Origin of the sequence: Metabacillus dongyingensis (assembly GCF_019933155.2) — a bacterium.
In the GTDB taxonomy this organism is placed as follows: Bacteria; Bacillota; Bacilli; order Bacillales; family Bacillaceae; genus Bacillus_P; species Bacillus_P dongyingensis.
On sequence record NZ_CP082944.1, the window covers coordinates 1,655,617 to 1,677,032 of the forward strand.

The window sequence follows — 21,416 nt, forward strand, 5'->3', positions numbered from 1 at the left end:
AGAAAATGTAAATATTATGAATCTATTAAGCGGAGGTTTCAAATGACGAAAAGAAAGTTTAGCAGTTTCATGGCAGTCATTCTGATTTTTGCCCTGTTTTTCAGCCAATTTTCTGTAAAGGATGTTTTGGCAGCAGAAGCAGATGTGCCGAAAGAAGAAGCGAAATTAACCATTTCAGAACCAGTGGAAGGTTTGTTTGAGGAATCGGAACAAGTACAGTGGTACACGATAGATCCAACGGAAGCAGAAATTAAAGATTACACGCACCTGCGCGTAAAGCTTCAATCAGAAGCTGAATTGAATGTAACGGTATATTCCAGTCTTGAAAATGCAATTGATAATCGCGCATTCGACAGATATATGGGGTATTCTTATGCAGATCAGCCGGCAGTCATTGATTTCCCGGTAGCATGGGCGGGACCTTTTTATATTAAAGTAGAGCATTACACGGGTGAAGAAGAGGTCATAGAAGAAGAGATGACGATTGAGGAAGAAGAGGAAGAGCCTGCAGAGCCACCCGCTTCCTATACGATCGGATATGATGGGATAACACTTCCTCCTTCTGAATATGTAAGTTCGGAAGAGTGTCCGGCAGAGCTTAGCACAAAAGAAAGAGAAAACGGCAAAAACATTTTAAAGGACTTGAGAACCATTCGTGAAGATGTCCTTGCTAAAACTGAAAATGGAAAAGAATTATCTTCCATGTATTACAAGATTGCTCCATTTTTAAGCACGAAAATGGTTTTCAGCAAGACGATCCGCGATAACGTTTATCAGGATTTAGTCCAATTAAAAGGCTTATTTACAGATGTTGCAGAAAAAGGAAGCAGCAGTACGTATAAAATTACCCGCGCGGATCAAGATGCGATCAATCGTTTATATCAAACAGCGCTTGAATCAGTACCGTCTTTCCTTAAAGATCAAATTGAGAAAACCGGGAAAAGCATCGGTCTTTCAAATGTAACGAACAAAACCGTTTCTTCTATTTTACAAAAAGGCGGATATGCAGTACCTGCTGCAAGCAGCTATGAAAACCGCGTCATTGTAAAGTTAAAAGAAGGAAAGAAATTAAGCAGCATTCAGGCAAAAACGAAATCATTTGGCATTCAGTCGGTTTCTCAGCTAAAAGCGAGTAAATCTGTTTTCCCTGATATGTATGTGATGGAAGTAGAAGGAAGCACAACAGGCTATAAAGCTTCAGCGAGTTCTTTAAAAACAGCGGCAGGACAGCTTGCAAAGCTGCCGGAGGTTGAATTTGCGGAACCTGTTCAACAGTACAAAGCATTTACTGCTGATACTCAATATCCATATCAATGGTCGCTGAAAAACGAAGGGAAAGATGGCGGCATTGCTGATGCTGACATTAAATTTGAACAGCTTCAAAAAGTATTAAAAGGCAGACAGCTGAGTGAAACAGTGATTGCTGTAGCTGACACCGGAGTAGATCATACTCTTGCAGATCTAAGCAGCAAGGTACTGACTGAAAAAGGCTACAACTTTATTGAGAAAAACTCAAATGCCATAGATGACAATGGGCATGGAACTCATGTTTCCGGCATCATTGCTGCTGAAGCAAATAACCATTATTCAATGGCTGGCATTAATCCTCATGCCAAAATTCTTCCTGTAAAAGTCCTTGATGCAGCAGGAAGCGGCGACACAGAGCAAATTGCATTCGGAATTCGATATGCAGTTGATCAAGGTGCAGACGTGATCAACCTGAGTCTTGGCGGAGGATACAGCCGCGTCATCGAGAGTGCGTTAAAATATGCTTACGATCATGATGTAACAGTTGTAGCAGCAAGCGGAAATGATGGCTTGGAAGAGCTTTCTTATCCTGCTTCTTCTAAGTATGTTATCTCAGTAGGCGGAACAAACCGCATTGATCTAGTATCGGATTATTCAAACTATGGAAAAGGGCTGGATCTAGTTGCACCAGGTACTGACATTCCTAGCATAATGCCTGATGGCAATGTAACGAATATGACGGGAACATCAATGGCAACACCTCATGCAGCAGCAGCAGCAGGCCTGCTTCTTTCACATAATATGGATTTAACGCCGGGTGAAGTAGAACGAATCCTGACGAAATCTGCTGCTGACATTGCATTTGATGAACAAGATAACCCTATGGATGACTTGGAAGAATATCCATATGACGAAGAATACCCGTATCCTGAAGAAGAAGTCATTCCAGGTTATGACACAGTATCTGGCTGGGGCCGACTTGATTTATTCAGCGCTGTTAAAGCATTTGATCGAATGAATATTCCGGTGGAACGCATTTCTGGTTCAGACCGTTATGAAACAGCTGTAAAAGTATCAAAAGAAAGCTTTACTGGGTCCGGAACAGTTGTCATTGCAACAGGCAAAAATTATCCGGATGCATTAAGTGCAACTCCTCTTGCTCATAAACACAAGGCCCCTCTTTTATTAACAGACACGAATTCGCTTCCTGCTGTGGTAAAAGGTGAGCTTAAGCGCTTGGGAGCGAAAAAAGTTATTCTGGTTGGCGGAAAATCTGCCATAACTGCAAACGTAGAAAAAGAGCTGAAGGCTGCCGGCATAACATCGATTTCCAGAATCAGCGGCATAGACCGTTATGAGACATCCGTTAATATTGCTAAACAGATTGGAACGGCGGATCGTGCTGTAGTTGCTACTGGCGAAAGCTTTGCAGACGCCTTATCCATTGCACCAATCGCTGCATCGAAAACGATGCCAATATTACTGACAAAGAAAAATGCAATACCGAATTCTGTCAGCCAATACGTTAAATCAAGCAGCATGAAGCAAACCTTTGTTATTGGCGGCACAGCTGTTGTGCCTGATAAAATTGCTAAAGTTTTCCCAAATCATAAACGCATCAGCGGGGCGACTCGTTATGAAACAAACAGCAGCATCATCAGCTACTTTGCTGCTGACTTGAATATGTCGAGTCCGTTTATTGCAACTGGAACAAACTACCCTGATGCATTGTCAGGTTCTGCTGCAGCAGCAGTTCATGGAAATCCTATGATTTTAACAAATCCAAAAGCAGCTGAGCAAACAACGATCGATACAATTGCGGCTTATGCTGATTCAGCTAAAAAGTATTACATTATTGGCGGAGAAAATGCTCTTCCTGAATCTGCAATAAGTTCATTATTTGAATAAGTTTTTCATGAAAAGTCCTGATCAAATCAGGGCTTTTTTTTAATGAAAGTATGCACTTGCCGCTCAATACTTCAGCCAGGTTGTTTTAACAAATCCAAAGACTGCAAACGGCGCAACTAAAGCTACTATACAAAAGTATAAGGAACAAACATTTGTTTATTACATTCTCGGAGGAGAAATAGGTCTTCCTCAAAGTGCAATTGATCAGCTGTTTGTATAAAAGAAGCGCGGCTTGCTGCCGCGCTTTTAAAATGCCTCAATCTTCGCAATCACTGCTTTTAATATATCCACGGAACCCACAGGATCACCATCCAATTCTAAACTATGATTCGCTTCAGGAATAAGGACAGAGTTAAGAATCGGGTTATCCTTCAGCTGCTGAAATCTATCTTCCTTATAATAAGGATCTTTATCGCCAATCATGCACAATCCTCTTTTTTTGCTCTTTACAATCGATCCAAAAACATCTTCTCTATTTAATAGCGGTGTTAACCAAATTACTTTCGCATCGAAAAAAGCTGTTCTGCCGAGCTCAGAAGCTAATGCGATGGTTCCGAGCGATTTTCCTATTAGATAAAAAACACTGTAAGTATGTGCGCTTAAGACAGTATCGATTACGTTTCTTACATCTCTTTTTAAAGCCTCATCGATTTCTTCATTTGTAAAAGATTCATAGAATGCAGCATTGTATTGATAATTGATATGAAGCACGTCAGCATTCTTATTTAAGAATACCCCAGTTGAGTAATGAAAAAGAGGTCCCTGCGCTGTATAGCCTAAGCCTGGAAGCATAATGGCCAGGCTTTTTGTGTTGGAATTTTTGCTGAGAAGCGTAAATGGAATGTTAGCATCCTTAAATCCGATTACAGAATCTGTTATGATCTTCATCACTGGCTTCACCCTCTCTTTTCTAGTATTATACAGATAATTCCACTATTGCTTAAGAGAAAGTTTTCGTTATTTCTAAAAAGATGAATAACTTCTGAATATTTCGGGTAATAGAGGTAAGGGTATGACGATTTTTTCATTATAACAATAGAAAAAGGTGAGCTTATGATCCGCTTTGAGAACGTATCTAAGGTATATAAGGATGGTACAAAAGCCGTTAATGCCTTGGATTTAACTATAGAAAAAGGGGAGTTTTTTGTTTTTATCGGGCCATCAGGCTGCGGAAAAACAACAACAATGAAAATGATTAACCGTCTGATAGATGCAACGGCTGGATCTGTCTTCATAGACGGAAAAAATGTTCATGACTATGACATTCATGAGCTCCGCTGGAATATCGGGTATGTGCTGCAGCAGATTGCTCTGTTTCCGCATATGACGATTGAAGAAAATATCGCGATCGTTCCTGAGCTTAGAAAATGGGACGCTGAGAAAATCCGCAAGCGGACAGATGTGCTGCTTGAAATGGTAGGTCTTGATCCTGATACATATCGAACACGGAAGCCGAGCGAATTATCCGGCGGTCAGCAGCAGAGAATCGGAGTCATCAGGGCGCTTGCTGCTGATCCGGATATCATTCTCATGGACGAGCCATTCAGCGCGCTGGATCCGATCAGCCGAGAAAAACTGCAGCAGGATATGATTGATCTGCAGAAGCGGATTCATAAAACGATTGTATTTGTCACACATGATATGCAGGAGGCCCTGGCTTTAGGAGACCGCATTTGTGTGATGAAGGATGGAGAGGTCATTCAAGTTGATACACCTGAAGCTATTGTTAGGGATCCTGCAAATGAGTTCGTAAAGGAGTTTATCGGCCATCGTGCCGTGACAAATGTTCTAGAGGGTTCGATTGAAGGGTTTGTTCGTCCTCTTCAGGAAACAGATCCCCTGAAAGTTCCGTTGTCTTATTCTGCAGATATCAAGGTGGCCCTGGCTCGATTAGGAGAAGAAGATATGATTCCTGTAGAACGGAATGGACAGATTATCGGAACCATTACAAGAGAGTCGGCCGTACAGTTTTTATCGGGGCGAACGGAAGAAAGAGGTTAACGTATGAATGCATTCATTGATGTTTTTAAAGAAAGGCAAGGCGAGCTATTATCTGCTTTGTTTGAACATATCCAAATTTCGTTTATAGCTCTTTTGCTTGCTGTTATCATATCTATTCCCCTCGGTATTTATTTAACAAGAAAAGCCAGAGCTGCAGAAGGTGTCATAGGAATCTCAGCAGTGCTACAAACCATACCTTCCCTTGCCTTGCTTGGATTGCTGATTCCGCTTGTCGGGATTGGAGTCATACCGGCAATCGTTGCATTGGTTATTTATGCACTGCTCCCAATCCTGAGAAATACATACACGGGAATTAAAGAGGTTGATCCTTCCTTAATTGAAGCGGCAAGAGCGATGGGAATGAACAATTCCAAGCGTTTGTTTAAAGTGGAGCTCCCTCTTGCCCTCCCGGTAATTATGGCCGGAATCCGGACAGCGATGGTGCTGATCGTAGGAACGACAACACTAGCAGCTCTAATTGGCGCAGGGGGATTAGGGAAACTGATTCTGCTTGGCATCGACCGCAACGATAACATGCTGATATTACTTGGAGCAATTCCAGCAGCTCTTCTTGCAATCTTGTTTGATGTTCTCCTCCGTTTAGTTGAAAAAACATCAGCGAGAAAATCAATGAAAGCAGTTGGTATTGCAGGATTAGCCGCAGTCTTAATTGTTGCTGTTCCGCTTGTTTTTGGAACTGGGAAAAAAGATATCGTCATCGCCGGCAAACTTGGATCTGAGCCTGAAATTTTAATCAATATGTATAAGCTGCTGATTGAGCAAGAGACAGATTTAGAAGTGGAAGTTAAACCTGGTCTCGGAAAAACCTCATTTGTTTTTAATGCGCTAAAATCAGGAGATATTGATATTTACCCGGAATTCACTGGTACCGCCATAACTACATTTTTAAAAGAGGAAGCTGTAAGCACCAATCGAAACGAAGTATATGAGCAGGCCAAAAAAGGGATGATGGAAAAATTTGATATGGCCTACCTAAAGCCGATGAAATTTAATAACACGTACACTTTAGCCGTACCAAAAGAAGCAGCCGAACAATTTGGCCTTGAAAAAATGTCAGATTTAAAACAAGTGGCAGGCAATATGAATGCTGGATTTACACTTGAGTTTTCTGATCGTGAGGACGGATATAAAGGTATTCAAAAGCTTTATGAAACAACCTTTTCAAACATAAAAACGATGGAGCCAAAGCTGCGTTACGAAGCCATTCAGTCCGGTGAAATCAATTTAATTGATGCATATTCAACAGACAGTGAGCTGCAGCAATATAACTTAACGGTTCTAGAAGATGATAAAAACTTATTCCCGCCTTATCAGGGTGCGCCGTTATTGAAAAAAGAAACGCTAGAAGAGCATCCGGAGATTGAGGACGCGCTAAATAATCTCGCAGGAAAAATTACGGACGATGAAATGCGGGAGATGAATTATCAGGTAAATGTTGAAGGGAAGCAAGCTTCAGAAGCGGCGAAAGAGTACCTTCAAAAAAATGGCCTGCTGAAAGAATAGAGTTAAAAAGGGAGAATCCAACCGGAATTCTCTCTTTTTGCTATTTGACCAAGGGAACTGGTTATGAAATGTTAGAAAATCATACAAATTAAGCTTTCTGAATAGATTCCTTTGTTTATCATAAAAGAAAAATGATATATGATGAGATTTGATGTCTGCGGTTTTTCAAAATTTCCCGTCAAGTTTTTATAGATGTATTGTGTCAATTTACACTATCATCAAATGTATCGTATAAAAAACGGTGTTAAATCCACAATATAATGAATATAGAATTGTTCCAAAGATAAGCAGGTGAACCTAATGAATGCAAGACAGCAAGAAATCCTACATATTTTATTAACTCAATCAGATCAGCATTTGTTAGTGCAGGATATTGCAGAAAAAGTGGATTGTTCTGAAAAAACAATACGCAATGATTTTAAGGCAATTGAAGAATACATAAAACAGCATTCAAATGCTTCTTTAATTCGAAAACCAGGGTTAGGCGTATACTTAGAAATTGAAGAGCGTGACAAGACAGCCCTGTTTAAACAGCTCCACCTGGCAAACAATCCAGTCTATGAATCTAATGAAAGGGTTCTACAAATAGCTTATCAGCTTCTAATGTCCGTAAAGCCAGTAACAGTTCAGGATTTTGCTTTGCAGTATTTTGTGAATAAAGCAATTATCAAAAAAGACTTGGACAAAATCGATGAATGGCTAAAGGATATGGACTTAACATTAATTTCTAAGCAAAGAGTCGGCCTGACGATTATAGGAGCTGAAAAAAATAAACGAACCGCTTTTTCCCGATTCTATCAGCTGACCAACAATATGACATCCAGTAATCAATTTATAAAAGAACAATTTTCATCTTATGAAGCAGAAGCAGTAAAAATAGAATTGAAAGAGCTGCAAAATCGTCATTCCTTATATTTTACAGATGAAACTGTTGAAAGTTTAATCATACATACACTCCTGATGATTAAGCGAATAAAACTTAAACAGCCTGTTTCCATCTCAGAAAAAGAAAAATCTCTTCTCAGAGATAAGAAAGAATATGAATGGACTTCTGAATTTTTAAAAAGGCTGGAACCAGTTTTTTCATTGCATTTTCCAGAAGAGGAAATCACATATTTGGCTTTACATATATTAGGCGGGAAAATTCGTTATCAACAAAGAAACGAGACAGACAAACTAGCTGGTTTTACTGAAAATAACCCTATGCTATTAATGCTGGTGCATCTTTTAGTAAATCGTATGACCGAGTTAAATATGATTGAATTTACAAAGGATCAAACCTTGTTAAGCGGACTTAAGGTTCATTTGTATACAACATTAAATCGTCTTAATTACGGTCTTTCCGTTACAAATCCAATGTTGGATGATATAAAAAAAATGTATCCATATATGTTTGATATGGTCATCAACGTCTTAGAAGAAATTAATCAATCTTTCGCTCTGTCAATTCCAGAGGAAGAAGCAGCCTATGTTACTTTGCATTTTCAAGCATCGATTGAACGGCTTAAAAGCACCAGAGAAAAAAAGAAAAATGCCGTTATTGTCTGTCATATGGGAATTGGTACGTCCCAGTTATTAAAAACAAAAATTGAGAGAAAATTTTATTCCATCCATATCATGGGGTGCATAGCCAAGGCAGACTTAAAAGAATTTGTATCAAAATATGATGTCGACCTTGTGATATCTACTGTCTCTTTGCCAGAATTAAAGATTCCACATCTTGTAGTTTCCCCTTTGTTAACGGCAGCAGAAGAAGAGAAATTAATGAGTTTTATCAATCAGTTTGAAGAATCTGTTCATCATAAAATAGAAGAATCTGTGCTGTTGAAATATACGAATCCCTTTTTAGTTTTTTTACAGCAAGATGCAGAACATCGTTATGAAATAATCGAAATGCTTGCTGACTCCTTGTATGAAAAAGGATATGTGGAAAAAGAATATGCACATAACGCCATTAATAGGGAAAAAATGTCATCAACAACCATTGGTGCAGGCATTGCCATTCCACACGGCAGCCCCAAACTGATCAAGCAGTCAGCGATTGCAATTGCTACTTTAAAAAAACCGATTAAATGGGGATCAGAAAAAGTAACACTCGTATTTATGCTCGCTGTCAAAAATGATGAGCATGAAGAGACAAAGCAGCTATTTAGTGAATTGTCCTATCTGACAGAACAGCCTGCTTTTATTCAAACTCTCATTAAAGAAGAAGATAAAATGAACTTTTTATCTAATTTTCATGTTAGAAGATAGTATCCTAACATGTATTAAAACCGATATTTCCGGAAGCTGCGGTAAAAAGTTAAACTTTTCCCCTCGTTTTTTCGCGTTATAGTATGAATGTAAGCGATTGCGAAACAAATTTAGGAGGATTAGAAATGAAGATATTAGCGATTACATCCTGTCCAAACGGGATTGCTCATACTTATATGGCTGCAGAAAATCTTCAAAAAGCTGCTGAAAAGTTAGGCGTTCAAATGAAGGTTGAAACCCAGGGCTCAATCGGGGTAGAAAATGAATTTACTGAGAAGGATATTCGTGAGGCGGACGGTATTATTATCGCTGCTGACAAATCAGTTAATAAAGATCGGTTTATTGGCAAAAAGGTGTTAGTTGCTGGTGTTCAAGACGGAATACGCAAGCCAGAAGAATTAATTAATAAAATAAGCGGCGACGTACCTGTGTACAAAGCATCAAAGGCTGCAGAAAATAATCATAAAAAAGAAGAAAAACAAAATCCTTTTTACCGGCATTTAATGAATGGGGTTTCTTATATGATTCCATTCATTGTAATTGGCGGATTATTAATTGCGATTGCATTAACTCTCGGAGGAGAAAAGACTCCTGGAGGCCTTGTGATTCCGGATGATTCATTCTGGAAAACGATCGAAAAGCTCGGTGGAGCATCCTTTACATTCATGATTCCAATTCTGGCAGGATTCATTGCCGTTAGTATTGCAGATAGACCTGGTTTAGCTCCTGGTATGATTGGCGGATATATTGCAGCAAATGGCAGTTTTTACGGAAGTGAAGCTGGTGCAGGCTTTATCGGCGGTATTATCGCTGGTTTCTTAGCGGGGTATGTAGCTTTAGGTATTAAAAAACTAAAAGTACCAAAAGCCATTCAGCCGATTATGCCAATTATCATCATCCCGATCATTGCGTCACTTATTGTCGGTCTCGTATTTGTTTATATTCTTGGAGCACCTGTTGCCCAAGTTTTCGAATCATTAACATCATGGTTAGCAAGCATGCAAGGTACAAGTTCAATCCTGCTGGCATTAATTTTAGGTGCAATGATATCCTTTGATATGGGAGGTCCTGTAAATAAGGTTGCGTTTCTTTTCGGATCTGCAATGATTGCAGAAGGAAACTATGAAATCATGGGCCCAATCGCAGTTGCAATCTGTATACCGCCTATTGGAATGGGACTTGCAACGTTCTTAGGAAAGAAAAAATTCCAGCCTGCAGAAAGAGAAGCAGGTAAAGCGTCATTTACAATGGGATTATTCGGAATCACAGAAGGAGCAATTCCGTTTGCAGCTCAAGATCCGCTTCGTGTCATTCCAAGTATTATGGCCGGTTCTATGATTGGTTCAGTTATCGCAATGCTTGGACATGTTGGAGATAAAGTTGCACATGGAGGACCGATCGTTGCCGTACTCGGAGCTGTTGATAATGTTCTGATGTTTTTTATCGCCGTAATTGCAGGTGCGTTTGTAACAGCTCTATTGGTCAATATCTTGAAAAGAGATGTTCAGACATTAGATACCCCTGATGCAAAAGAAGCTGAAGAAACCCAAGAAGTACCGCAAAAAACACATCAAAAAGAGATCAAGACAGCAAATATAGAAATTAAAAAATTAACAGATATCACCAGTCCGGAGCTAATTGACGTAAATCTAGCCGGATTAACACGTGATGATGTTATTGATGAAATGATACAAAAGTTAGATGATGCAGGAGCATTAAGTTCAACTTCAGACTTCAAACAGGCGATATTAAACCGAGAACAAGAAAGCTCAACAGGAATTGGCATGAACATTGCTATCCCTCACGGAAAATCAATTGCCGTAAAGAAACCTCGCGTTGTTTTTGGTCTCAAAAAAGACGGGGTAGACTGGAAAAGCCTTGATGGTACAGATGCAAAGCTGATTTTCATGATTGCTGTTCCTAAGGATAGTGAAGGGAATGAACATTTAAAAATCCTTCAAATGCTTTCTCGTAAACTGATGGATGAAAGCTATAGAGAACAATTATTAGCTGTTAAAACAAAAGAAGAAGCCTTTCAGCTTTTAGAATCGATTGAATAGGTTCGTTGCCAAGATTGTTCAGCCCTCAAACTAAAGGATGAATGTCAGCCCTTTTCTCATTTTTTTAATGGGAAAAGGGCCTTTTGAAAAAAGATGTTTCAAAGGGCACAGTATGACAGCTTAGAGACAAAGACAGGTATACTTAAAAAATAAAAAGAATGAAAGGGAGAGAATTGTTTTGACCATTGAGCCATTGTTTTTTGAACCTATTTTTAAAGAAAGAATTTGGGGCGGAAAGAACCTGACTTCCTTCGGATATGATATTCCATTTAATCAAACAGGAGAGTGCTGGGCATTTGCAGCACATTCAAATGGACAAAGTGTTGTAAAAAATGGTGCATATAAAGGGTTATCCTTGGGTGAACTATGGGAAAAACACCGTGAGTTATTTGGAAATACAGCAGGAGACCGTTTTCCTCTTCTTACTAAAATATTAGACGCAAATCAAGACTTATCGGTTCAGGTTCACCCTAATGATGAGTATGCCAGGATTCATGAGAATGGAGAGTTAGGGAAAACCGAATGCTGGTATATTATTGATTGTAAAGAAAATGCCGAAATTATTTATGGACATCATGCAAAAACACAAGAAGAATTAATCCGAATGATTAATGATGAGGAATGGGATAAACTGCTTCGTTCAGTAAAAGTCAAACCAGGTGATTTCTTCTATGTGCCCAGTGGAACCATACATGCGATTGGTGAAGGTATTATCATTTTAGAGACGCAGCAAAACTCTGACACTACTTACCGTGTATATGATTATAATCGGAAGGATTCAGAAGGGAATCACCGTGAGCTTCATATTCAAAAAAGCATCGAAGTAACTGAAGTTCCTTTCACAGCAAATAAATTAAATACTCAACCTGAAAAAATAGCGGGCTTAACGATCGATTCACTCATTGAATGTCCTTACTTCACAGTACAAAAATGGGAATTAGACGGTACAGCCAGCTTAAAACAGCAAAAACCTTTTCTTCTTGCCAGTGTCATTCATGGAGAAGGAGAACTAATCCATAATGGAAATCATTCCTTCTTTAAAAAAGGAGACCACTTTTTATTACCTGGTGAATTCGGTGAATTCGGGCTTGCAGGTAAATCAGAACTTATTATTTCAAGTATATAATGGGTGCTATTGTATAGACCTGATATCTTAATCGACAGAGAGAAGTATGTAGAAAAAGAGCTTGCTATTATTTATTTCAAATAGCAAGCTCTTTTTTTAATTACAAGACCTTGTTCATCTTGCAAAATTCAAGCGGTCATTGGTAAAGAGGCATCCTAGCGGGGAGAATAGAACCAAGACTGCACTATTTATATTGAATATTAATCCATTGTTTGAATTATAATAACGAAATAATTAAGTAACAAAAAAAGGGTGATCTATATGGGAGATATTAATCATAACACTCGTCTAACCTCAGCTGAAATATCAAACCTTTGGAGTCAGTTTGTGAATGATAGTATGGCGCTTTGTGTAATTAGTTATTATTTGAAAAATGTAAAAGATAATGACATTCGTTCTGTTCTTGAATTTGCATTAGACTTATCACATTCGCATATTGAAAGCATTAAAGAATTTTTTATGCAAGATAATTATCCTATCCCAAAAGGATTTACAATTGAAGACGATGTTAACCTCAAGGCACCTCCTTTATTTTCTGATCCATTTTTGCTTGTCTATTTGCATATCATGACGATACATGGATTATTAGGCTACGCTGGAGCAGTAGGTACTTCTATTCGCGAAGATCAAAGAAAATACTTTATTAAATGCAATATGGAAGCGATGGAATTATATAACATGATAATGGATGCTATGCTAAATAAGGGGATAGTAAGCAGACCACCAGCTATTAACGCACCGGATAAAATTCAATTTGTGGAAAAACAAAGCTATTTAACGGGTTGGTTGGGAAGGAAAAGACCACTAAACGCTATAGAGGTAAGCGGTATTTATTTTAATATGCTAAAGAATGTCGTAAAAATAGTATTGGAAATCGGATTTAGTCAAGTTGCAGAATCTAAAGAAGTCCGTGAATACATCCAAAGAGGTAAAGGACTTTGTGATAAGCAATTTACTATTCTAAGTTCTTTTTTATCGGAAGATAATCTTCACTCCCCCAAAAAATGGGATGATGAAGTTACAAGCTCAACAGTTTCGCCATTTTCAGATAAACTGTTGATTTTTCATATTGTATCATTGATTTCAACTGCTTCTGCATATTATGGCGCAGCTTATTCCCTTAGCCAAAGACGTGATTTGGCAGCAGAGTATCTACTCTTGATAGCGGATGTTACAAAGTACGCTGAAGATGGTGTAAACATCATGATAGATAACGGCTGGATGGAGCAGCCGCCTATATTTGATGACCGGAATGACTTGGCCAATAAAAAGTAATGGGAGATCTATAACAATTATGAATAAAAAACTTTAATAATATATATTTGAACCCCTGGTAATTTTCTTTTGATGCAATCACGTTCCTTTGCTCCTTATTATTAGGGAGCTATTTATATGGGAAACAAAAAATAAGAAAGGACAACTCTAAGAGTTGTCCTTTCTTATTTTTCACTAAACGCGATTTGCAATCCAATAAAGCCCAGCAGTGAACCTTTTATGACGTTCATTCTCTTTGCTATAAACGTTTTTCTTAATAGCAGATTACGTATTTTATCCGAAAATACACTAACTGCTATAAAAATGATTAAAGCCTGTACCATAAAAATAATTCCTAAAATAAGCATTTGGATTGATGCATGCCCCATCGTTTTATCAACGAATTGAGGTAATAATGCTAAAAAGAATAAGGATACTTTAGGATTTAGAATGTTCATCAAAATCCCTTTTTTGTACAATGATTTATAGTTTAAAGAATTCTGTTTGCCAATTGCAAAATCAGATTCTCTTTCTCTAAAAGACTGCCAAGCTAAAAACAATAAATAAGCTGCCCCGGCGTATTTAACAATTGCAAAAGCCAGCGCTGATTGATAAATTACTGCTGAAATGCCAAGTGTCGCTGCAGATATGTGTATGACAAGTCCTGAGCAAAGCCCCAATGCTGTTGTTATACCAGCTTTTTTATTTTGTGAGATACTTTGGGCAATGACAAACAGGATATCTGGACCAGGCATCAAAGTAAGAAAGATTGCCGTACCTAAAAAGGATAATACTACTATTACTTCCATTTTATCAGTCCCTCCAAATATTGAAATAAAATTTCATTTAATTATAAATCTAAACTTTTCCAAAACTAAAGTAAAGGAACTATTTAGTCTTAAGGAGACAGTAGTAAAGGGTATGTGTTATTTTATCTTTTTTTCGCCCATTGAATTTTGTAAAAGCCTGATAATGTGCATATAAGCGATAAAAAAGGCAAGTATATCAATCCATACCAGCTATTCGATCAGTTTTAATGGTTCAAGGATTTCAATTTTCTTCCTAAGCTCAAGGACAACCGGGCTAGTGAGTAACTATATTTAACAATTAAATCTTTATTATGTTGAATAACAAGAATAATTATATTGTTTGAAGTTAACATTATGACTTGATTGTTATAAAAAGAGAGGGGGTCTTAATATGAACAAACAACGTGCACAAGAGATTGCTGCATCACCAGTTATGGCTAATGTAACCTATAATGAAACTCCAATCTATATTCAGAATGTGGATGAAAACAATGAAACAGCTAGAATTTATCCTATTGATGAACCACAGAATGAACAAGTGGTTCCTTTGTCTAACTTAATAGAACATTAAATCTTCAAAGCGATTTCATAAGATGTGTTCGGCGAGCGGATCTCAGGATGGAAGCAAATTAATGAAACGCACAAGGCAGTATTATCGGGATCACTCCTTAACTCATATGCACGGTATTCGGCCGAGAACATCCTCTTTGTGTGTCCGGATGTGACTGTTGCACATATTCGACAATACCCGGCGACTGATGGTCAAGGCAGTCTAGCTATTTACGTGATGGTCAAAGAACAGGGAACGCGGCAGGTCGCTGCAGGACAGAATACGCTAATCCAATCACCTTATTTCAACTAAAGAGTTGCGTTAGTAAAGATCGGAGCTGCCTTTTAGGCAGCTTTCTTTCTTTTATCAACTATCTGGTTTCAAGCTAATTATTGATAATTAACCTGATTTTATAGGAATAATCGTTTTTGGGGTCTTATTATATGATTAAAGTTATAGCCCTAAGTATTTTTCACGTCGTCTAATAGGAGAAAAGTAATAAAGGTTTTTTAAGAAATGGATCTTTTATCCATGTTTCAAATTAGACCTATTTCCTTTTTGACGAAATATTCAGATTATATATAATCAATATGTAGATATATATCGTTATATTTTTCATGTGTATCTATATAACAACATACCAACAGAGAATGAAAACAGCAGAAACGAACGGATCTGCTGTTTTTTCTTCATAGGGAAAACACCAATCAAATGACAGGAGGTTAAAAGGGTTAGCCAGTTCAATTAAATTTACTTAGGAGGTTTTTATGAAATCAATTGTTAGTCTGCTAATTACATTGAGCATCTTCTTATCAATCTTTAGTCCAATGAGTGTTCAGGCAAAACAGCATCAAACGCAAAATGCAGAAAGAGCCGTTCAGTCATATGAGTCTCTGCAGCAATACTTTTATAAGGAAGATTCAAAATTGTATTTAGAGGAATTTCCCTATCAAAGCGGAAATCCATATTCCTATGTTTGGCCTTTTTCTCAAGCGATGGCAGGAACTATTGACCTATCAGGAGTACCAAAGATAGGTTCAGATTATGAAGATGATGTACAAGACCGTTTAGATGCGCTTGAACTGTATTGGAACGAAGAAAAACAGCCAAAAGGCTATGACTCTTATGTCCTTGCTCCGTATGGACATGGGGGAGATTTTTTTTATGACGATAATGAATGGATTGGTCTTGAGTTTATTCAGCTCTATAAAATGACTCATGACAAGAAATATTTAGAAAGAGCAAAAGAAATATTCAATCTTGTTGTCTTTGGATGGGACAATGATCCATCTCATCCTGCTTCTGGCGGCGTCTTTTGGACACAAGCATCCTGGAGCAGCGATCGAAATACAGTATCAAATGCCCCAGGGGCCGAGCTTGGGTTCCATCTGTACGAAATAACAGGCCAGACACATTATTTTCAATGGGCAAAGAAAATGTATGATTGGACAAATGAATACATGCTCGCACCTAACGGGCTTTTTTGGGATCATATTGATTTAGCGGGCACGATTGAAAAAACGCAATGGAGCTACAACCAGGGTGTAATGATTGGAGCGAATGTTCTTTTATACCGTATTACGAATGAGAAAAAATATTTAACAAGATCAGAAAGCATTGCAAATGCAGCTTTAGCCTATTACGAAGAAGAAGAGCGACTGTATAAACAGCCAGCGAGATTCAATGCGATTTTCTTTAAGAACCTTTTATTGCTAGAAGCAGAAACAAAAAACAAAGAATATTCCCATGCGATGCAAACCTATGCAGACAAGGTCTGGGAGCAGTATCGAGACCCTGAAACCGGACTATTTAAATTTGACGGTGAACATCCTGTTACTCTTCTGGAACAATCAGCTATGGTGCAAATTTATGCTTCGCTTGCCTGGAAGAAAAAAGATTACCGGAAAAAAGCTTAATGGAGGTGTTATATGAATAATCGTAAAAAGATCATATCATGGATGACCATTCTGCTTATCTTGATGGCTTGTCATCCACTATATACAACAGCTAAAGCACAGGATCCGGAGCATATTTACGTTATCAAAACGTCTGAAATGTCGGCTGAAGAAGCGACAATGATTGCCACTCTTCAAGGCTTATTGGCTCAGCAAAACTCAAAAATTCAGCTTTACCTTGACCGCGAATATGGCGGGTATCAAACATGGTTAAAGGACTTGGAAGAAAACTATGGCATCCCGTACTCTTATACCGACAACCCTTGGGAACTTGTGAAGAAATCAAAAATAAAGGACTATATTCTTTTTAAAAAAGGAGATGATTCGATCAATTCCGCAACAAGCTTAGCTGGGGTGACAGGAGCAATTGCGGTTGAGGAAAGTCTTGTGGGCAAAGCAGAATTTTATGGTTTAAAAGAAAAAATGGATGTGAGAGGCAAAGATGAAAAATGGGTAAAGGATCATTATTGGCCACAATTTAAGAAGGATAAAATTGTTGAACAAAAAGAGGATTTTGCCTTTCAATTAAGAGATTTTGCAGTGAAAGAAAAGTCGATGATTTTTTATGACGGAAACTCGCCTTTCCGTTCTGAGTTAATGGAGGGACTAAAAAAAGATTCAACAGCATTTGGATGGGGAGATGCATCCTCAGGGGAGGATCAGTTTATATCTCCATCATCAAAAGCCGGTGTATTTACGATTCCTTCTGACCATGCTTCTAATCTATCGATGTTATCATCTATTAAAACCGGACCTCTTAAGCAGAAAACAGCCGATACAAAGCGTCCGGCAAACAAAAACACCCATTATGTTACATTTTTGATGACAGATGGAGATAATGTCCAGTGGCTTCTCGGTGATTTTCAATCAGACAACAGGTGGTATTCGAGCAAAGAAAGAGGCACTTTCAATATGGGCTGGGGAATATCCCCGCTGCTTTCTGAACTTGCTCCTTCCGTAATGAACTGGTATTATGAAAGCGCTTCACACGGTGAGCACTCTGATCAATTTGTAGTCGGACCATCCGGCAATGGATATATGTATCCGAGTCAATATCCAGAGAAAGAATTAAATAAGCATGTAAAAAAGCTAAATCAATATATGGGTAAAACTGATCTGCACATTGCACAAATTATTGATTTCAACTCACTGGAAAATAAATCTCTTTGGAACAAATATACCTCGCAGAAGAATATAGACGCCTTGTTTTACCTTGAATATTCAAGGTATGACACCCATAAAGGGAAAATTGTCTGGTCAAACGATAAGCCGATCATATCTGCCAGAGAAATGTTATGGAGCGGACTTGCCGGTGCAGACGAAAAAAGTGTCATAGAAAGCATCAATTCAGCACCGCGAAATCCTGAAAGTGAACAAGGCTACACACTCGTATTGGTCCATGCATGGAGCAAGTCGCTTTCCGATGTGAAGACCGTAGTGGAACAGCTCAATTCAGATGTAGAGGTCGTGACACCAGAGGATTTTACTTCCCTCATTAAAGAAAATGTAACCCATTAACATATGGAAGGTGCAGAAATAAACCAACAGGTTCGGTTCAGAGGTGCAAAACATTAAAACAGCATAATATATAAATGCAATTAATTTGATGGTATATCGTAACATTACAACAAAGTAGGATGTCAAACTCCAGTTTGTAAAGTTGAAATAATTAATCCATAATGCAATGCAAAAAGGATTAATTCCCATCTTTCTTATTATGTATTGAAGATTGTGAAAGTGTGTGTTTAAAGTATCGGGCTCGATACCTGGAGATCAGCCAGGTGACCTCCAGATTTTTCCTTCTTCAAATAATCGGCACAATTGCGGAATAAGTGAAGAATCGATTTAGGGGGATTTTGATGGAAAGCCATATTAACAATTGGGCGGGAAAGTGAAGAAACTATATAAATCATTAAAGCTGACTTGAAGGGAGGACCTTCAGTCAGCTTTTTATTTACATGTTAATCAATAGTTAAACCTATACTATCTTTTGAGGTGAAGAATATGTATAAACTGTTATCTCATAATGATCTCGATGGAGTTGGCTGCGGTATTTTAGCAAAACTTTCTTTTGGCGAGCAGGTCAAAGTACGCTACAATTCTATTTCAGGTCTTAATCGTGAAGTGGAATGGTTCTTAGAAAATGAGGGGAAGGAAACTTTCTTATTTATTACAGATTTGTCCGTAAGTGAAGAAAATGAAAAAAGACTGGAAGAATTCTTTCAAGCAGGGGGAAAGGTTAAGTTGATTGATCACCATAAAACGGCTCTCCGTTATAATGATTATAAGTGGGGGCACGTTGTGGTGGAGGGTGAGGAAGGGAAGTTAACTTCAGCTACTTCCTTATTATATGAATACCTCATATCTCATCAACTAATGGAGCCATCAGACGCAACAGCGGAATTTGTTGAACTCGTAAGACAATACGATACGTGGGAGTGGGAGAAAAATGAAAACCACCATGCACAGCGACTGAATGTATTATTTTTTCTTCTCTCAATAGATCAATTTGAAGAAAAAATGATTTCCCGGCTGCAAACGAGTGATCATTTCTACTTTGATGAATTTGAAACAAAAATCCTTGATATGGAAGAAAATAAAATTGACAGATATATTCGCAGGAAAAGAAGGGAGCTCGTTCAAACAGAGGTTGGGGGACTTTTTGCGGGTGTGGTTTATGCGGAATCGTATCACTCAGAACTCGGGAATGAACTCGGTAAAGAAAACCCGCACCTAGATTATATAGCCATATTAAATATTGGCGGCAAACGAATGGGTTTTCGAACAATTCACGATCATATTGATGTGTCTGATGTTGCTACACAATTCGGTGGCGGGGGACATGCAAAAGCATCCGGCTGCACCTTAACAGAAGATGCCTACAAGCAATTCGCAATTGATACCTATCATCTTGAACCGTTACCAGAAGATGCGAAAAGAAATCGATATAATGTAAAAGAATCCACTTTTGGTACCATGTATAAAAACAGAAGTGACGAGATCTATCTTATATATCCTTTAGAAAATGGGGAATGGGGGATTGAAAAAAATAAAACAATAACGGAACAGACCCACCCAAGTTTTGAAGAAGCAGAAAAGTTCTTAAAAAGAAAATATTCAGTATGGCTTGTAAATGATGATAATTTCGTCAGAAACTTAATGGAAGAAGTAAAAAAGGCTAAATAATTTTAAAAAAAGCGAACAGCGACAGTGTTCGCTTTTGAGATGAACACCATTTTATTAATTTATTTACGTATTCCTGAATCATTTCAACGGTAACATTTTGTTTAAGTGGAATATTACGTAAATTGAGTCGGTTCATCTTATTTGTCACTTCATTGATTTTATCTGTTGTAAAAGGTTCCATATTTACCATAACTCAGTCGCTTCGTCAATACATTTCTCACGCTGCTAGTGGGCAATAATGGAAGAACAAAAAGGAACTCCATAAAAATCTGGAGTTCCTTATTTTTATTTACCACTTAAATTGGTATTAGAATTAGCAGTACAAATAAACGCACTCTGCTGAACAGCATATGCTTGCTATTTCTTATGCTAATTTATGTGTTGAAAATAGCATTGTTTCCCTATAAAAACCTTTTAAATCACTAAAAAAGCATACCAGAAGCTATGCTAATTGGTATGCTAATTTGTGTGCTATTTATACTGCTAATTAATATGTTAACACCCCGCAACCGAACACGTTAAAAATAAACACGGCACCCATAATCTCTTTCACAAGAAATATGTGAAGGCCATATGCGTTCCCTTAAGCTTCTGAGACGTTGTTTTAAAAGCATTTATCCAGGCATTGCTTTTATCTTAATACTCTATTGCATCGAAATCTTTAGGCTGAGGGACCGGCTGCCCGTTTTCGCTGTTAGAAATATCATTAATTGTTTGCAGCTCCGATTGGCTTTCTTTATGATCCTTTTCATTTTGCTTTTCTTGCTTTTTCATGGTAATTACCCCTTCCAATTGTTCTAAAAATTAATATGCACCACTTAAGGTTTCATCATGCATCAATGAAAAATGCTCACTTGAAAGTCGATTGAATCATTTTTTTATCTGACAGATCGTGCATTTTCTATTTGAAAATCCAGGCAGATTTGCTGGGAAAAGTGAATAAACAGCAATCTAAAGTTAATTCTATATACATAAAGAAAGAATGTTAAAAGGAGATTACATCGTGAATCCATATGAAATAAATAACATGATTATTGATGACGAGTTTGATGGCGAAGAATCGGTGACAGCTGATTTTACTCACAATAATAAAGAATATAGTGTTACTTTCAAAAAAGCAGACCTTGAAATAATTAATTCCTGGGTTTTCGAGGATGGTACATCTATTCCTGCAAATTTATCAGACAATATGATTGAATCATTAAAAGAAGATGTTAAAAAGAGGATCTAGCCGCGTGTACTAGATCTTTTTTTATGGGTCCCGAAAGATCTATATTTGATTTTTTCTAATACTTATTAAAAGTGGCGATTAGTCTTTAAGTCCATTTGGATATGATCAATTGTCATTCTTTGAGAATAATGCATGGCGATAGCCTGAATTGATTTTTGCTGATTAAACATGATTCTTTCCCATATACAGCCATGAGGTCAGGCTTCATTCTGGAGAGCAATGGTTCGTTCACGACTCATTCATCTTATTATATTGGGTGGAATGAATCATTTGAACATTGTGAACAGGAATTTTCAAATAGAATCTTGAAG

16 protein-coding genes are annotated in these 21,416 nt (G+C 37.8%); 12 read left to right on the forward strand and 4 right to left on the reverse strand.

Going from position 1 to position 21,416, the window contains the following annotated elements:
- Positions 1-42: 42 nt before the first annotated feature.
- A complete protein-coding gene (locus K8L98_RS08205) occupies positions 43-3,156 on the forward strand; it encodes a cell wall-binding repeat-containing protein (RefSeq protein WP_223441091.1) in 3,114 nt (1,037 codons plus the stop codon).
- A 246-nt stretch (positions 3,157-3,402) separates the two neighbouring features.
- Here K8L98_RS08205 and K8L98_RS08210 read toward each other — a convergent pair whose 3' ends face one another.
- Entirely contained in the window at positions 3,403-4,044 is a 642-nt protein-coding gene (locus K8L98_RS08210; protein ID WP_223441093.1) for an alpha/beta hydrolase, read from the reverse strand.
- A gap of 165 nt (positions 4,045-4,209) precedes the next feature.
- Between K8L98_RS08210 and K8L98_RS08215 the strand changes: the two genes are divergently transcribed.
- The 6 genes from K8L98_RS08215 to K8L98_RS08240 all read left to right on the forward strand — a co-directional run bounded on the left by K8L98_RS08215 (position 4,210) and on the right by K8L98_RS08240 (position 13,395).
- The gene (locus tag K8L98_RS08215) at positions 4,210-5,157 is read left to right on the forward strand and encodes an ABC transporter ATP-binding protein (RefSeq protein WP_223441095.1); all 948 of its coding nucleotides are present in this window, start codon (positions 4,210-4,212) and stop codon (positions 5,155-5,157) included.
- A gap of 3 nt (positions 5,158-5,160) precedes the next feature.
- On the forward strand, positions 5,161-6,681 hold the full coding sequence (gene opuFB, locus K8L98_RS08220) for an osmoprotectant update ABC transporter permease/substrate-binding subunit OpuFB (RefSeq protein WP_223441097.1): 1,521 nt from the start codon (positions 5,161-5,163) through the stop codon (positions 6,679-6,681).
- 300 nt (positions 6,682-6,981) lie between these two features.
- Entirely contained in the window at positions 6,982-8,934 is a 1,953-nt protein-coding gene (locus tag K8L98_RS08225; protein WP_275976745.1) for a BglG family transcription antiterminator, read from the forward strand.
- Positions 8,935-9,059: 125 nt separating this feature from the next.
- The gene (locus K8L98_RS08230) at positions 9,060-10,994 is read left to right on the forward strand and encodes a PTS fructose transporter subunit IIABC (protein WP_223441103.1); all 1,935 of its coding nucleotides are present in this window, start codon (positions 9,060-9,062) and stop codon (positions 10,992-10,994) included.
- Positions 10,995-11,178: 184 nt separating this feature from the next.
- Positions 11,179-12,120, forward strand: coding sequence for a mannose-6-phosphate isomerase, class I (gene manA, locus K8L98_RS08235; RefSeq protein ID WP_223443269.1), 942 nt, complete (start codon positions 11,179-11,181; stop codon positions 12,118-12,120).
- Between the two features lie 261 nt (positions 12,121-12,381).
- Complete coding sequence (locus K8L98_RS08240; protein ID WP_223441106.1) at positions 12,382-13,395, forward strand: DUF3231 family protein; 1,014 nt, start codon at positions 12,382-12,384, stop codon at positions 13,393-13,395.
- Between the two features lie 164 nt (positions 13,396-13,559).
- Here the strand turns inward: K8L98_RS08240 and K8L98_RS08245 are convergent, their stop codons facing one another.
- Positions 13,560-14,183, reverse strand: a complete 624-nt coding sequence (locus K8L98_RS08245) for a LysE family translocator (RefSeq protein WP_223441110.1) — start codon at positions 14,181-14,183, stop codon at positions 13,560-13,562.
- A gap of 391 nt (positions 14,184-14,574) precedes the next feature.
- On the opposite strand from K8L98_RS08245, the gene K8L98_RS08250 reads away from it, so the two are divergent.
- The 4 genes from K8L98_RS08250 to K8L98_RS08265 all read left to right on the forward strand — a co-directional run bounded on the left by K8L98_RS08250 (position 14,575) and on the right by K8L98_RS08265 (position 19,874).
- Positions 14,575-14,754, forward strand: a complete 180-nt coding sequence (locus K8L98_RS08250; protein ID WP_223441112.1) for a small acid-soluble spore protein H — start codon at positions 14,575-14,577, stop codon at positions 14,752-14,754.
- Positions 14,755-15,500: 746 nt separating this feature from the next.
- Positions 15,501-16,649 carry a glycoside hydrolase family 76 protein gene (locus tag K8L98_RS08255; RefSeq protein WP_223441114.1) on the forward strand — a complete coding sequence of 383 codons (1,149 nt, stop codon included), beginning with the start codon at positions 15,501-15,503 and terminating at the stop codon, positions 16,647-16,649.
- Between the two features lie 12 nt (positions 16,650-16,661).
- Positions 16,662-18,206: a GxGYxYP domain-containing protein gene (locus K8L98_RS08260; RefSeq protein WP_223441116.1), complete on the forward strand. Its 1,545-nt coding sequence runs from the start codon at positions 16,662-16,664 to the stop codon at positions 18,204-18,206.
- Between the two features lie 486 nt (positions 18,207-18,692).
- Complete coding sequence (locus K8L98_RS08265) at positions 18,693-19,874, forward strand: DHH family phosphoesterase (RefSeq protein ID WP_223441118.1); 1,182 nt, start codon at positions 18,693-18,695, stop codon at positions 19,872-19,874.
- Here K8L98_RS08265 and K8L98_RS26830 read toward each other — a convergent pair.
- Entirely contained in the window at positions 19,867-20,064 is a 198-nt protein-coding gene (locus K8L98_RS26830; protein ID WP_420828834.1) for a DUF2533 family protein, read from the reverse strand. The genes K8L98_RS08265 and K8L98_RS26830 overlap by 8 nt on opposite strands.
- A 446-nt stretch (positions 20,065-20,510) precedes the next feature.
- Positions 20,511-20,648, reverse strand: coding sequence for a hypothetical protein (locus K8L98_RS08270; protein WP_223441121.1), 138 nt, complete (start codon positions 20,646-20,648; stop codon positions 20,511-20,513).
- Positions 20,649-20,877: 229 nt separating this feature from the next.
- Between K8L98_RS08270 and K8L98_RS08275 the strand changes: the two genes are divergently transcribed.
- Positions 20,878-21,105 carry a hypothetical protein gene (locus K8L98_RS08275; protein ID WP_223441124.1) on the forward strand — a complete coding sequence of 76 codons (228 nt, stop codon included), beginning with the start codon at positions 20,878-20,880 and terminating at the stop codon, positions 21,103-21,105.
- Positions 21,106-21,416: the final 311 nt, after the last annotated feature.

Bases quoted from the DNA above. Each gene is read 5' to 3' on its own strand.
- K8L98_RS08205 (WP_223441091.1), top strand. From the start codon at position 43: ATGACGAAAAGAAAGTTTAGCAGTTTCATGGCAGTCATTCTGATTTTT.
- K8L98_RS08245 (WP_223441110.1), bottom strand. From the start codon at position 14,183: ATGGAAGTAATAGTAGTATTATCCTTTTTAGGTACGGCAATCTTTCTT.
- K8L98_RS26830 (WP_420828834.1), bottom strand. From the start codon at position 20,064: ATGGTAAATATGGAACCTTTTACAACAGATAAAATCAATGAAGTGACA.
- K8L98_RS08250 (WP_223441112.1), top strand. From the start codon at position 14,575: ATGAACAAACAACGTGCACAAGAGATTGCTGCATCACCAGTTATGGCT.
- K8L98_RS08270 (WP_223441121.1), bottom strand. From the start codon at position 20,648: ATGAAAAAGCAAGAAAAGCAAAATGAAAAGGATCATAAAGAAAGCCAA.
- K8L98_RS08255 (WP_223441114.1), top strand. From the start codon at position 15,501: ATGAAATCAATTGTTAGTCTGCTAATTACATTGAGCATCTTCTTATCA.
- K8L98_RS08260 (WP_223441116.1), top strand. From the start codon at position 16,662: ATGAATAATCGTAAAAAGATCATATCATGGATGACCATTCTGCTTATC.
- K8L98_RS08230 (WP_223441103.1), top strand. From the start codon at position 9,060: ATGAAGATATTAGCGATTACATCCTGTCCAAACGGGATTGCTCATACT.
- K8L98_RS08240 (WP_223441106.1), top strand. From the start codon at position 12,382: ATGGGAGATATTAATCATAACACTCGTCTAACCTCAGCTGAAATATCA.
- K8L98_RS08210 (WP_223441093.1), bottom strand. From the start codon at position 4,044: ATGAAGATCATAACAGATTCTGTAATCGGATTTAAGGATGCTAACATT.
- K8L98_RS08215 (WP_223441095.1), top strand. From the start codon at position 4,210: ATGATCCGCTTTGAGAACGTATCTAAGGTATATAAGGATGGTACAAAA.
- K8L98_RS08265 (WP_223441118.1), top strand. From the start codon at position 18,693: ATGTATAAACTGTTATCTCATAATGATCTCGATGGAGTTGGCTGCGGT.
- opuFB (WP_223441097.1), top strand. From the start codon at position 5,161: ATGAATGCATTCATTGATGTTTTTAAAGAAAGGCAAGGCGAGCTATTA.
- K8L98_RS08225 (WP_275976745.1), top strand. From the start codon at position 6,982: ATGAATGCAAGACAGCAAGAAATCCTACATATTTTATTAACTCAATCA.